The sequence below is a fragment of the Kitasatospora sp. NPDC001603 genome (assembly GCF_040298365.1).
In the GTDB taxonomy this organism is placed as follows: domain Bacteria; phylum Actinomycetota; class Actinomycetes; order Streptomycetales; family Streptomycetaceae; genus Kitasatospora.
Genome location: NZ_JBEPAA010000004.1, coordinates 61097 through 74292 on the forward strand (window position 1 = coordinate 61097; position 13196 = coordinate 74292).

12 protein-coding genes are annotated in these 13196 nt (G+C 75.9%); 6 read left to right on the forward strand and 6 right to left on the reverse strand.

What is annotated here, in order from left to right:
- Positions 1-60 precede the first annotated feature (60 nt).
- The gene (locus tag ABT263_RS04340; protein ID WP_352287365.1) at positions 61-1395 is read right to left on the reverse strand and encodes an ATP-binding protein; all 1335 of its coding nucleotides are present in this window, start codon (positions 1393-1395) and stop codon (positions 61-63) included.
- A 404-nt stretch (positions 1396-1799) separates the two neighbouring features.
- Between ABT263_RS04340 and ABT263_RS04345 the strand changes: the two genes are divergently transcribed.
- Positions 1800-2678, forward strand: coding sequence for a hypothetical protein (locus ABT263_RS04345; RefSeq protein ID WP_352287368.1), 879 nt, complete (start codon positions 1800-1802; stop codon positions 2676-2678).
- Positions 2679-2927: 249 nt separating this feature from the next.
- Here the strand turns inward: ABT263_RS04345 and ABT263_RS04350 are convergent, their stop codons facing one another.
- Positions 2928-3221: a zf-HC2 domain-containing protein gene (locus ABT263_RS04350; protein WP_352287371.1), complete on the reverse strand. Its 294-nt coding sequence runs from the start codon at positions 3219-3221 to the stop codon at positions 2928-2930.
- Positions 3222-3276: 55 nt separating this feature from the next.
- Here ABT263_RS04350 and ABT263_RS04355 point away from each other — a divergent pair, with 55 nt between their 5' ends.
- The gene (locus tag ABT263_RS04355) at positions 3277-3867 is read left to right on the forward strand and encodes a sigma-70 family RNA polymerase sigma factor (RefSeq protein ID WP_352287374.1); all 591 of its coding nucleotides are present in this window, start codon (positions 3277-3279) and stop codon (positions 3865-3867) included.
- A 142-nt stretch (positions 3868-4009) separates the two neighbouring features.
- Here ABT263_RS04355 and ABT263_RS04360 read toward each other — a convergent pair whose 3' ends face one another.
- The gene (locus ABT263_RS04360) at positions 4010-4675 is read right to left on the reverse strand and encodes an NADPH-dependent F420 reductase (protein WP_352287377.1); all 666 of its coding nucleotides are present in this window, start codon (positions 4673-4675) and stop codon (positions 4010-4012) included.
- A 376-nt stretch (positions 4676-5051) separates the two neighbouring features.
- Between ABT263_RS04360 and ABT263_RS04365 the strand changes: the two genes are divergently transcribed.
- The 3 genes from ABT263_RS04365 (at position 5052) to ABT263_RS04375 (ending at position 9101) form a co-directional block, all read left to right on the forward strand.
- Positions 5052-6524, forward strand: a complete 1473-nt coding sequence (locus ABT263_RS04365) for an MFS transporter (RefSeq protein WP_352287380.1) — start codon at positions 5052-5054, stop codon at positions 6522-6524.
- Between the two features lie 46 nt (positions 6525-6570).
- Positions 6571-7905: a cytochrome P450 family protein gene (locus tag ABT263_RS04370; protein ID WP_352287382.1), complete on the forward strand. Its 1335-nt coding sequence runs from the start codon at positions 6571-6573 to the stop codon at positions 7903-7905.
- A 107-nt stretch (positions 7906-8012) separates the two neighbouring features.
- Positions 8013-9101 (forward strand): L-tyrosine/L-tryptophan isonitrile synthase family protein, encoded by a 1089-nt coding sequence (locus tag ABT263_RS04375; protein WP_352287384.1) that lies wholly within the window; start codon positions 8013-8015, stop codon positions 9099-9101.
- Here the strand turns inward: ABT263_RS04375 and ABT263_RS04380 are convergent.
- Genes ABT263_RS04380 through ABT263_RS04390 form a run of 3 tightly spaced genes read right to left on the reverse strand, consistent with a single transcriptional unit; the run spans position 9086 to position 12067 of the window.
- A complete protein-coding gene (locus ABT263_RS04380) occupies positions 9086-9895 on the reverse strand; it encodes an ABC transporter ATP-binding protein (protein ID WP_352287387.1) in 810 nt (269 codons plus the stop codon). The two genes, ABT263_RS04375 and ABT263_RS04380, sit on opposite strands and share 16 nt — an antisense overlap.
- Positions 9892-10971: a FecCD family ABC transporter permease gene (locus tag ABT263_RS04385; protein WP_352287390.1), complete on the reverse strand. Its 1080-nt coding sequence runs from the start codon at positions 10969-10971 to the stop codon at positions 9892-9894. The genes ABT263_RS04380 and ABT263_RS04385 overlap by 4 nt, the downstream gene beginning before the upstream one ends.
- 4 nt (positions 10972-10975) lie before the next feature.
- Entirely contained in the window at positions 10976-12067 is a 1092-nt protein-coding gene (locus ABT263_RS04390; protein WP_352287392.1) for an ABC transporter substrate-binding protein, read from the reverse strand.
- A gap of 131 nt (positions 12068-12198) precedes the next feature.
- On the opposite strand from ABT263_RS04390, the gene ABT263_RS04395 reads away from it, so the two are divergent.
- Positions 12199-13116: a helical backbone metal receptor gene (locus ABT263_RS04395; RefSeq protein WP_352287395.1), complete on the forward strand. Its 918-nt coding sequence runs from the start codon at positions 12199-12201 to the stop codon at positions 13114-13116.
- Positions 13117-13196 lie beyond the last annotated feature (80 nt).

Here is a 13196-nt window from a genome sequence, read left to right on the forward strand (position 1 = left end):
ATTTAGTCAGCACCGACCGGCAGGGTGTCAAACCGCAACTACCATGCGATGAAACGATATTCAGACGCGCGCATGCGAGGTGATGTCCGCGCCGAACTCCTCGATCATCGCCGGGGTGACGGTCGGCCGGGCCCGGGCGATGGCTGCCAGGTAGTCCTCGGTGCTCGCCCCGTCGGCGGCGTCCGGCCCCGTCGCGGCGGGGTCCGTCCCCGTCACGGCGTCCCCGAGGGGGCCCGCTCCGGCAGGGTCCGCTCCGGCGAGGTCCCGTTCGAAGGCCGCCTGGGCGGCGACCCGGGCGGCGTGCTCGATGTCCGCCGGGGTGAACAGCTCGCTCGCCCCCACCAGCGCGTCGAGGTCCACGTCCGCCCGGCCGGCCGCGTACCGGGACCAGATGGCGGAGCGCGCGGCCGGGTCCGGAGTGCCGATCGGGATCAGGTAGTCGAAGCGGCCCGGGCGCAGGAACGCCGGGTCCAGCGAGCGGATCGAGTTGGTGGCGCAGACCAGCAGCCGTTCCTCGCCCTCCCGGAACCCCGGGATGAGCTTGAGCAGCTCGTTGGTGACGCCGTGCATGCCGCCCTGGACGCCCTCGGTGCGCAGCGGCGCGATCTCCTCCACCTCGTCGATGAAGACCAGCGCGCGCTCCAGCCGGCCGATCCGGGCGAAGGCGTCGCGCAGCGCGGCCGCCAGGTTGCCCTCGTCGGCCAGCCGGGACGGCAGCAGTTCGACGAACGGCCAGCCGAGCCGGGAGGCGATCGCCCGGGCGAAGGTGGTCTTGCCGGTACCGGGCGGTCCGAACAGGGCGATCGCGCGCGGCGGGCGCACACCGTGCCGGGCGGCCCGCTCGGGCTCGGCGAGCGGCGCCACCACCCGGCGCTCGATCAGGTTCTTCTCGGTCTCCATCCCGGCCACCTTGGCCCAGAGGTCGCCCGGCAGCAGCCGGCCGCCGAGTTCCTCCAGGAGTCCGCTCGCCGCACCCGCCTGCGGCTCGTCCTTCTCGAAGTAGGCGGCCGCGGGGCGGCGGGTGTAGCCGGCGTTGTGCAGGCCCTCGCCGAGCAGTTCCTCCTCGGGCAGCACGTAGGCGACGCGGCGCACCCGGCAGGCCACCAGCCGGCGCTCCAGCTCGCGCAGCAGCGAACTCGCCAGGCCCCGGCCGCGCCAGGCCGGCGCGATCGCGATCCGCATCACCCAGGCGCGCTCGCCCGCCACGCAGGCGAGCGCGGCACCGATCGGCGCCCCCTGGTGCACGGCGACCACGGCCGGCTGGCGCGAGGTCAGCGCGCTGATGCACTCCGCCAGGGAGAACACCGACTCCTGGCCGAGCTCCGCCGTGGTGTCGATCAAGTGGACCACCGCCGCGAGGTCGTCCTCGCGATAGTCGTGAACCAGCCAGTACATCGGCCCGCCCGCCTCTCCGTGCTCACCGGCCCGTGCCGTCGTCGACCGGCGGCGCGGCGCCGCGCGGTGCCCAGACGGTACGGGCGGGCGCGGGCGGCGGTCCCGTGCCGGAACGGACAAGCCGGGGCCGGGCAACCGTACGAACCGCCTCTGGCGCGCCGCCCTCGGGGGCCCGCGACGGCCGTGCACCGGCCGGGCGGCGGCGGTCCGGCCGACCCCGGTCGCCCCCGGTCGACCGCCCCGGTCGACTGCCCCTCCGATCGCCCGTCCGATCGCTTGGCCGACTGCCCGTCCGGGCAGCCGGGACCGGGCGGCCGGGCATGTTCTCACGGGGCCGAACCGGCCAATACCCGAGGGCGCGGTCCTGGCCCGCCGGGGCGAATGCGACGATGAGTGTCATCGTGATGACCGACCGAATCCGCGCACTGCGCGCCGTGGTCTTCGCCGCGCTCTGCGTGGCGCTGGCCGCCGCGGCGCACGTCACCATGGCCGGCGCCGGGGTCTCCCCGCCGGTCCTGGCGGGCGCCTTCGGTCTCACCCTCGGCTTCGGCTGGCTGCTGGCCGGCAAGCGGCGGGGGCTCGGTCCGATCAGTGTCTGGATGGTCGCCGCGCAGAGCGCGCTGCACCTGATGTTCGAACAGGCCGGGGCCCTGGCCGCCGACCGCGGCGGGTTCGGCCGCGTCGCCACGACGGACTGGGCCGGCCTGCTGCTCTGCAATCCGGACCAGACGCCCACCGGGCTCTCCCCCGCCGACCTGGCCCGGATGGCCGGGATCGACCCCGACCTGCCGCCCGCCACGGGCGTCCGCGTCCTGACCGGGACGCACCACCACGGCACCGCGGCCGCGGTGGGCCCGCCTCCGGCCACGGCCGCCGCGGACCACGGGCTGGCGGGCCTGACCGGCGGGTCCGGGCTGTCCGGCGACGCGGCCGGGCTGTCCGGAGCCTCCGGGATGCCGGGGATGTCCGGCCACGACATGGCGGCCCACTCCATGTCGGCCGGGATGCTCACCGCCCACCTGCTCGCCGCACTCGCCTGCGCGCTGCTGCTCCGGCGCGGCGAGACGGCGCTGACCCGGCTGTTCGAACTGCTCGGAGCACTCGGCACCGTGCTGGCCGGGGTCCTGCTGCTCCCGGTGCTCGCCCTGCTCACCCGACCGCGCGGCTTCGAGCCGCCGGTCCCGCCCCGGCCCGCCGCCCGTCGGGCCCGCCCGCCCCGACCGGTGTTGCTCTCGCACGCCCTCGTCCGGCGCGGGCCACCGTCCTTCGCTGCCGCCTGCTGACGCGCCCGCCGCCCGACGCCGTTCCGGTGTCCGCGCCGCGGCGGGCAGGTCGCCCCGCGCCGTGGCTAGGCCGCGCCGCCGGGGCCCGGGCCCGCACGCCCCGCCGCCCCCTGCCGGGACACGGCGATCCGTGCGCGTCCACCGACGCCGAGCGCGCCGCCCGCAGCGGCCGCCGCTCCCGAGCACTCTCCTCAGGACCTCTTCATGCCTGACTACGACGGCGCACCGGCCTCGCCCGGCGCCACCGTCCTACCGCTCCGGCCCCGACCCGTCGTCCCCCTGCCCGGGACCGCCCGTCACGCCGGGACCGCCCGCACCCGACCCGCGCCCGCCCAGGCTCGCGAGCAGGTTCGTCGACCATGCCGCCGAGGGGCCGTCCGGGTCGACCCCCGCCGTGCGACCGCGCAGCCGTTCCGCCTGCTCCTGCCAGCCGCGGCAGGCCTCGCAGCGCGCGAGGTGCTTGTCCAGCCGCCGGTCCGGCAGACCGGTCGGCTCACCGTCGAGACGGGCGGACAGAGCAGTACGGAACTGGGCGCATCTCATGTGACCATCGTCCCGCACCGGGCCCCGGGCCGGACCGACCGGGTGGGGGTCCGGCATGGATGACGAGCAGCTGACCGCGCTGGCCCTCGCCGCCCGCGCGGGCCGGCCGGCCGACGTCGAGGCCTTCGTCATGGCCACCCAGCGGGACGTGTGGCGGTTCGTCGCCCATCTGACCGACGTGCAGTCCGCCGACGACCTCGCCCAGGAGACCTTCCTGCGCGCGCTGCGGAGCCTGCCCGGTTTCGCCGGCCGCTCCTCCGCCCGCACCTGGCTGCTGTCGATCGCCCGGCGGACCGTCATCGACCGCTACCGCACCGCCGCCGCCCGCCCGCGCTGCGCCGCCCTGCCGGACTGGGAGGAGGCCGCCGAACGGCAGAGCGCCCCGCCCGCCGCCGGGTTCGAGGACGGCGTCGCGCTCGGCGACCTGCTCGACCGGGTGCCCGCGCAGCGCCGGGAGGCCTTCGTACTCACCCAGGTGGTCGGCCTGAGCTACGCCGAGGCCGCCGCGGTGGCCGGCTGCCCGGTCGGCACCGTCCGCTCCCGGGTCGCCCGGGCCCGCGAGGAACTGATCGCCCGCCTGCGGGCGGCCGAGACCGGCGACCCGGCGTCCCCGGGACCGGCCACCCCGCTGGCCGCCGCCTGCTGACGCCGCGCCACCGGCCCGGTCGGCGCGTCCGGGCCCGGTTCCTCCCTCATCGGGGAGAGGAACCGGGCGGGCGCGCCGCCCGGGCCCGGGCCCGGAGCGTCAGGGCTGGCGCGTCGTGCCTGGCGCGTCGGGCCCGGGCGCGTCAGGCCCGGGCGCGGAAGGCGGCGGGGCGCTCGGGCGAGGCCTCGGCCAGCGCCTTGACGACCGCGTCCACGCCCGCCCGCAGACCGTAGACGGGGGTGTCGGGCTGCTGGCGCCAGGAGTCGTCCAGACCGCCCGCGTCCACGCTGTCGAAGCCCAGCTCGTCGATCAGGGCCCGGACGACGCGCTTGGCGGCCTCGTCGTCACCGGCCACCGGGAGCGCCAGCCGGTCCGGGTCGCCCTGCGGGCGCGGCCGCTCCAGCAGGTCCTCGGCGTAGGTGCCGTTGAAGGCCTTCACCACCGGGTGCCCGAGGTGGCCCTCCGTCCACCGGCTCTCGGTCTGCCCCTCCTCGATGGCCGCGATCCGGCCGTCCCGCTGCTGCGGGTAGTAGTTGCCGGTGTCGATCACGACGAAGCCCTCGGCCGCGCCGTCGAACAGGCCGGACGGCAGGTCCGGCACGTTCTTCAGCGGCACCGTCACCACCACGATCTCGGCGCCGCGCGCCGCCTCCGTCGCGGCGACCGGTGTGGCGCCGGTCTCCTCGGCCAGCGCGGCCAGCGTCTGCGGGCCGCGCGAGTTGGCCACGGACACCTCGTGCCCGAGGGCGGTGAGCCGACGGGTGAGGTTGCCGCCGATGTTGCCCGCGCCGATGATGCCGATCTTCATGATGATCCTTCCGGTCCTGCCGCGATCATGCGTCGTGCCTGGCTGCAACCCCGGAACGGACCGGGCTATTTCCCCGTGCCGCCATCGGCGCGACCCCCGCGCCGCCGTCCGACCGACTCGCGTCCCTGCCGGACCGGCACCGGGCCGACGGGGTCGATCGTGCCGGGAGAACCGGGGCCGAACCAGGGCCGAACAGGCGCTGAACCGGGGGCTTCCTAGATCACTAGTGGTCTAGACCAGCCATCCGGTCGCCGCATTCCGGCCAACCGGGAAATTCCCTCAGGTGTTCGGAACCGGAGCTCCCCCGCCCCCGACTGCTGTACCGGACGCCGCCGACGAGGCGGTGTCGCACGGCACGGCAAGCGGAGGAGGACCCATGGCAGCGCGACAGGCGCCGGCCACCGGCGGGCCGGGTGACGGTCCGGCAGAGCAGCCGGACCGGTGGATCCTGGTCGTGGCGGCCGGGCTGCTCTCGTTCGTGGCGATGCTCGACATGAACGTCGTCAACCTGGCACTCACCGACATAGCCGCCGGACTGCACGTCTCGTCGACCACCGCCCAGTGGGCCGTCCTCGGCTACCAGCTCCCGCTGGTGGCGCTGCTGCTGCCGGCCGGGCGCTGGCTCGGCCAGGTCGGCGCCAGGTCCGCCCTGCTGCTGGCCGTCAGCTGCTTCGCGCTCTGCAGCGTGCTCGCCGCCGTCGCCCCGTGGGCGGGCTGGCTGATCGCGGCGCGGCTCGCCCAGGGCGCCTTCGGCGCGGTGCTGTTCGTGCTGATGCCGGTGCTGGCCGCCACCGCCGTCCGGCCCCAGCTGCGCGGCCGGGCGATGAGCGTCCCCGCCACCCTCGGCCCGCTCGGCGCCGTCACCGGGCCGGTGATCGGCGGCCTGCTGCTCGACCACGTCGGCTGGCGGGCCATCTTCCTGGTCAAGCTGCCGGTCTGTCTGGTCGCCCTGGCGATCGCCCACCGGCACGCCCCGCGGGGCGGCCGGCTGCGCCTGCCCGACCGGGGCTCCCTCGGCGACGCCGCGCTGATCGGCTCGGCCGTGGCCGCCGTCATGCTCGGGCTCACCCTCGCCCCCGACCGGCCCGGCCTGCTGCTGCTCGCCCTGCCCGCCGCCCCGCTGGTGGCGCTCTGGCTGCGCCGGCCCGGCGGGCGGCCGGTCACCGCCGTGCTGCGCGCCTCCGGCACCGCGGGCGTGAACGGCTCGGTGCTGGCCCTGGCCGCCGGCTTCGCCGCCACCCACTACCTGCTCGCCCAGCACCTGCGCCGGGACGACGGGATCAGCGCCACCACCACCGCCCTGACCATGCTGGCGTTCCCGCTGGGCATGGTGCTGGCCGGTCGCTTCGGCGGGCGGCTGGCCGACCGCTGGGGCGCCCGGCCCACCGCGCTGACCGGCGCCGTCGTCACCGCCACCGGTCTGCTGCTGCTCGTCCCGCTGGACTCCGGTTGGACGCCGGCCGACATCTCCTGGCGGCTCGCGCTCGCCGGGGCCGGCATGGGCCTCAACGGCGGCCCGGTGCAGGCCCTGGTGATGAGCGCCGCCCGCACCGGGCAACTGGCCACCGCCGGCTCCGTCGTCCAGCTCTCCCGCAGCCTCGGGTTCGCCCTCGGCCCGGCCCTCGGCACCTCCGCCGCCCTGGTCGGCGGCAGTGGCCCCACGGCCGGCCGCGCCGGACTCGTCCTCGCCACGCTGGCCGCCACCACGGCCGTGGCCCTCCTCGCCCTGCACCACCGCGCCCACCGCGCCCACCGCGCCGCCCGCGCCGCGCTCCCCCCGCTCCCCGAGCAGGCCGGGAGCACCGACGGGGCGAGCGGCGCCGACAGCACGACGCGCTCCAGAGCCTGACGAAGCGCCCTCGCGCGCACCACCGATCCCGACCGGAGGACCCCGCATGACCGACACCGTCCACGACCCGACCGCCGGCAGCCCGGCGGACACCCCGCGCTGCCCGTTCGGCTACGACGAACTCCCGGACCCGGTACCGCTGTACGGGTCCGCGTACAAGAGCGACCCCTATCCGCTCTACCGGCGGATGCGGGAGGCCGGGCCGGTCCACCGGGTCCGGTTCCCCAGCGGGATCGCCGCCTGGCTGGTGACCGGCTACCGGGCCGCCCACGAGACCCTCAACGACCCGCGGCTCGGCAAGAACCACGCCCTGGGCAACGAGGGCTGGCGCCGGCTCGCCTCGATCATGCCCGAGCCGCAGCACTCCCAGCTCCAGGTCCACCTGCTGCACCAGGACCCGCCGAAGCACACGCAGATGCGCCGGCTCGTCCTGGACGCCTTCGCGCCGCGCCGGGTGGAGTCCCTGCGGCCGCGCGTCCAGGAGCTCGCCGACGCCCTGGTCGACGAGCTGCCCGGGACCGGCGGCGCCGACCTGGTGGCCGGCTTCGCGGCCCACTACCCCTTCCGGGTGCTCGCCGAAGTCATCGGACTCCCGCCGGAGTTGGCCGCCCGATTCGACCGGGACTGGGGCAAGGTCGTCCAGCCGGTCGGCCCGCAGGACCCGGGCCGGCCGGCCTACGAGGGCCGGCTGCGCGGCCTCCAGGGGTACATCGCCGACGTGGTGGCCCACAAGCGCGCCCACCACGACCCCGCCGGGTCCGACGTCGACCTGCTCGGCCGGCTCGTCGCCGCCTGCGACGCGGGCGAGTTGACCCCCGAGGAGCGCGACTCGATCGTGTTCCAGCTGCTGGTGGCCGGCCAGGAGCCCGTCACCAACCAGATCACCACCATGCTGATCACCCTGCTGCGCCACCCCGAGCAGCTCGCCCGGCTGCGCGACGGCATCGCCGCCGACCCGGTCCTGCTCACCCGCGCGGTGGAGGAACTGCTGCGCCACGACGCCGCGTTCGAGCTCACCACCTGGCGCTTCTTCGCCGAGGACAGCGACCTGTACGGCACGACCGTCCCCGCCGGCGACTCCGTGATCGTCTCGCTCTGCGCCGCCAACCGCGACGACGAGCAGTTCCCCGAGGCCGACGTCCTCGACTTCGACCGCACCCCCAACGCCCACCTGGCCTTCGGCCACGGCATCCACTACTGCCCCGGCGCGGCCCTGGCCCGGCTCGAACTCCAGATCGCCCTCGCCACCCTGCTCACCCGGCTGCCCGGACTGCGGCCGTCCACCGAGGACGGCGCGGGCATCGACGCGCTCACCTGGGTGCCCGCCGTGCTCGCCCGGGGCGTGAACCGCCTCCCGGTCGCCTACGACCGGCGGGTCTGACCGCCCCGAAGCCCCCGCGCTCCCTCCCGTCGTCCCGGCGGCCACCGCCGGGCGTGGCTCCCGCCTGCCCCGAAGCCCGCACACCGCTCGTCCCGTGGAGGACCACCATGCCACCTACCGGCGTCGCGACCGACTCCCCGACCGACACCCGTTCCCCGGCCGCCACCGCGGCCGGCACCACCGCCCGACCCGCCGAACACGGGCCCACCGACCACCGAACCGCCGAGCCCCGGCCGGGCGCCGCCCCGCCCGGCGCCGCCCGCCGCCCCGGCGCCCCGGCGCCGGAGTCCGTGCCGCGGATCTGCGCCGCGATCCTGGAGCTGCTGCTCCCGCACCGCCGGGCCTCCGACCCCGAGGTCGACGCCACGACCGCCGACTTCCCGCTCCAGCTGGAGCAGTTGGCCGACTTCGTCGCCGCCGGTGACCCGATCGTGTTCACCCTGCCCGGCTTCCCCTGCAAGTCGCCCAACCCCGCCAAGGTCCTCGGCCACCTGCCCGACGAGGGCGAACGCCTCTCGCTCACCTTCCTCGACCGTCTCTGCGAGGAGATCGGCACGCTCTACGAACCCGGCGCAGAGATCCTCATCTGCTCCGACGGCCACATCTTCGGCGACCTCATCCACGTCCCCGACGACCACATCGACGAGTACTCCGACGCCCTCTCCGCGATGATCGCGCGGGAGGGCCTGAGCCACCTCGCCACCTTCGACCTGCGGGCCGTCCTCGGCGACCTGCCGTTCGACGAGAAGCGGGCCCGGGTGCACGCCCAGTACGCGCCCAGCAAGGAGGAGTTGCGCGAGCAGGTCCTCACCGACGAGGAGACCCTGCGCCTCTACCGCGGCATCACCCGGTTCCTCACCGAGGACACCGCCGGCTTCACCGGTACCAGGTCCGCCCTGCAGCGCGACTGCCGGCAGCGCGCGTACGGCGTCATCCAGCGCAGCCGCGCCTGGGGCGACCTGATCGCCGAGCAGCACCCCCGGTCCTTCCGGCTCTCCATCCACCCCCAGCGGGTCGGCGTGGCCAAGTTCGGCATCCGGCTGCTGGAGGCCGCCGACGTCTGGATGACGCCGTGGCACTCCGCGGTGCTCCACCGCCCCGACGGGCGCTGGGAGTTGCTACGCAGCGAGGAGGCCGGGCGGATCGGCCGGCTGGTGGAGCGCGACGGCCGCCCGAGCCACTACGAGACCTCCTGACGCTTCGGCGATCCCGCCATCGAGGCGGGCGTGCGGTGGTCGAACGCGATCAACGGGTCACCCGTGAGCGGGTGTTCGACCACCGCCGCCCGCACCCCGAAGACCTTGGCCAACAGCTCGGCGGTCAGCACCTCGCGCGGCGGCCCGGACGCCACCAGGGCGCCTTCGTGCAGGACGTGCAGGCGGTCGCAGACCGAGGCCGCCGCGTTGAGGTCGTGCAGCGCGATCAGCGTGGTGCGGCGCTGTTCGCGCAGCAGCGCGAGCAGCTCGACCTGGTGCCGGACGTCCAGGTGGTTGGTCGGCTCGTCCAGCACCAGGACGTCCGGCTGCTGGGCCAGCGCCCTGGCCAGCAGCACGCGCTGGCGTTCACCGCCGGACAGCTGGGCGAACCGGCGGTCCGCCGCGCCGGCCATCTCGACCCGCTCCAGGGCGTCCGCGACCAGCCGGTGGTCCTCCGCGTCGTCCGCCGCGAAGGCCCGCTTGTACGGGGTGCGGCCCATCGCCACGACCTCGCGGACGGTCAACTCGAAGTCTCCGCCGCGCTCCTGGGGCAGCGCCGCGATGTGCCGCGCGGACTGCGCGGCGGTCAGCCCGGCCAGCTCCCGGCCGGCCAGCAGAACCCGCCCGGCACTCGGCCGAAGATGCCGGTAGACGGTGCGCAGCAGGCTGGACTTGCCGCTGCCGTTCGGGCCGACCAGCCCGGCGATCTCCCCCTCCTCGGCGACCAGGTGGACGCCGGCCACCACCGTCCGTCCGGACAGGGTGACACTCAGATCCTCGACCGCGATCCTCAATTCCGCTCCAGTCGTCGGTCCAGCAGGAAGAGCAGGGTGGGCGCGCCGAGCAGCGCGGTGACCACCCCGATGGGCAGCTCCTGGGTGTCCAGGGCGGTCCGGGCGAGGGTGTCGACCACCACCAGCAGCACCGCCCCGGTGAGCGCGGACAGCGGCAGCAGCCGGCGGTGGTCGCCGCCGACCAGCAGCCGGCAGACGTGCGGCACCATCAGCCCGACGAAGCCGATCGCGCCCGAGACGGCGACCAGCACCCCGGTCAGCACGCTGGTGACGACGAAGATCTCGCGGCGCAGCCGGGTGACGTCCACCCCGAGCCCGGCCGCCGTCTCGTCGCCCATCAGCAGCGCGTTCAGGCTCCGCGCGCGGGCCTGGAGCAGCGCCAGCCCGAGGGCCACGGCGACGGCCGGGACGGCCAGTTGACCCCAGACCGCACCGCTGAGGCTGCCCATCAGCCAGAACAGCACGCCCCTGGTCTGCTGTTCGTCGCTGGTCTGCAGGACGAGGTAGCTGGTGAAGCCGGCGAGGAACTGGCCGATGCCGATGCCGGCCAGCACGAGCCGCAGCGGCGAGAACCCGCCGCCGCGCCGGGCCAGCAGCCAGACCAGGGAGAACGCCGCCAGCGCGCCGAGGAAGGCGGCCAGCGAGATGGTCAGCCCGATCGCGCTGCCGAAGGCCAGCTGCAGGCCGAGGCCGCCGCCGAGGACGATCACCGCGACCGCGCCGAGCGCGGCACCGGAGGAGATCCCGAGCAGGTAGGGGTCGGCGAGCGGGTTGCGGACCAGTGCCTGGACGGCGGTGCCGACCAGGCCGAGCCCGGCCCCGACCATCGCCGCCAGCAGGGCGCGCGGGACGCGCAGTTGCCAGACGATGAGGTCCCGGGTGCCGGGCTCGGGAGCGCGGCCGGTGAGGCGGTGGGCGACCACCGACCAGACCTCGCCCGGGGCGATGTCCACCGAGCCGAGCGAGACGGCGGCGGTCAGCGCGGCGACCAGGGCGAGGGCGAGCACGACGGCCAGCGGCCCGGCGCGCAGCGTCCCCGTCCGGCTCCGCCTGGCGGCGACGGCGGCCGAGGCCACCGGCCTACCGGCCCTTCTCGACGAGCGCCGGGTACACGGTGGCGGCGATCTGCCGCACCGTGTCGGCGTTGCGCACCCCGGCGATGGTGGTGACCTCGGAGCCGATCCGCAGGAAGCGGCCCTCCTGGACGGCCTTCAGGCCCTGGGTCGCGGGGAAGCCGCGCAGGAAGGCTTCGGCGTCCTCGAACGCCTTGCGGTTCTCCTCCTCGGTGCCCCGGTTGCGCACGGCGAGCTGGATCCAGTCCGGGTTCTTGGCGACCACGTCCTCCCAGGACGCCGGCTTGAAGTCGGCGTCGCAGTCGGCGAACACGTTGCGGGCGCCCGCCAGGGTGATGACCGCGTTGGCGACCTGCCGGCCGCAGACCGATATCGGCTGCTTGGTCCCGGCGTCGAAGTCGAACAGGAAGTAGCTCGGCCGCTGGTCGGCGGGCACCGCGGCGGTCGCGGTGCGGACCTCGGCGATCTGCCGCTCCATCCCGGTGACCAGTTCCTCGGCCCTGGCCGCCGTACCGGTCACCGCGCCGAGCCGGCGGATGTCCTCCTCCACCTGGGAGAGGTCGGTGCGCGGCGCGGGGGCGGCCTTCGGCGTACCGGCGCAGGCGGTGGAGAGCAGCATGACGTGCTGGATCCCCGCGGCCGCGAACTCCTGCTCGCTCGGCACCGCGCCCGCCCCGCCCATCATCGGCATCGAGCCGAAGGTGTCCACGTAGAGGTCGGCGCCCGAGCCGAGCAGCTTCTCCTTGGCGATCACCTTGGCGCCCAGGACGGGCACCCTCGCGCCCTGCTCGGCCAGCGCCGCCGGCAGGCTGCCCTTGCCCGGCGGGAACCCGGTGCCGATGACCCGGTCGCCCGCACCGAGCTGGAGCAGCATCTCCAGGGCGGCGGCGTTGCTGGTGACGATCCGCTTCGGGGCCTGCTGGACGGTGGTCTCCTTGCCCTGGCAGTCCGCCACCCTCACCGGGAACCCGGAAGCGGCGGACTGCCCCGCCCCACCGGTCCCGTCACCGCCGGCGCTGCTCCCCCCACCGCCGCTCCCGCAGGCCGTGGCGAACAGGGCGATGGCGGCCGCGATGCCGCAGAACACGCGAGGGCGCATGGAACTCTCCTGGTCAATGATCGTGCTCGGGCCCTTCCTGGGAGCCCGGACCAGGTAGTCGGCCGCCGCACCCGCCCGGTTCCCACGACTTTCCCCCGCCGGACGGGCCCGTTCGGCCTAGGGTTTGCCGCATGGCCTCCCACCTCGCCCAGCCGCCCGAGCCTCCCGGGCCGCCGTCCGACCCGCCGTCAGGGTCCGGTCCGCGAGCGGGGTCCCGGCCGGGCGGGCCCGGCGGGGTGACCGTCGGCGGGCCGCAGCTCCGGGTGGACGACCTCGGGCTGGGGGTGCCGGTCGGGCCCGGCCCGGTCCGGCGGATCGTGTCGCTGGTCCCCTCGCTGACCGAGGCCGTCGCCGCCACCGCTCCCGGCCTGCTGGTCGGCGCCACCGACTGGTGCAGCCACCCCGCCGACCTCGCCGTGGCCAGGATCGGCGGCACCAAGAACCCCGACGTCCGCCGGATCGCGGCCCTCGCGCCGGACCTCGTCCTCGCCAACGGCGAGGAGAACCGCCGCCCCGACCTCGACGCGCTGCGCGCCGCCGGCCTGGCCGTCTGGGTCACCGACATCCGCACCCTGGAGCAGGCCTTCGACTCCCTCCACCGCCTGCTCACCCTCGGCTGCGGACTCCCCCGCCCCGCCTGGCTGGACGCCGCCGAGGCCGCCTGGGCGGACGTCGCCCCGCCCGGACCGGTGCTCCGGCGGGCCGTCGTCCCGGTCTGGCGCCGCCCCTGGATGGTGCTCGGCCGCGACACCTTCGCCGGCGACCTGCTCCGGCGCCTCGGCGTCCAGGTGACGCTGCACGCCGGCCACCCGGACCGCTACCCCGCCGTCCCCCTGCCCGAACTCCTCGCGAGCGGGCCCGAGGTGGTCGTCCTCCCGGACGAGCCGTACCGCTTCACCGCCGAGGACGGCCCCGAGGCGTTCCCCGGCATCCCGGCGGCCCTGCTCAGCGGACGCCATCTGACCTGGTACGGACCGTCGTTGGCGCAGGCGCCCCGGGTACTCGCCGCGCAGCTGGCCCGCGCCCGGCCGGGAGCGGCGCCGGACTGACCGGGCCACCCCGAGCCGGACCGCCACGCGGGCGCCGGGACGCCGGAGCCGCGTACCGAACGTCACCCCGGGGCCCGCGT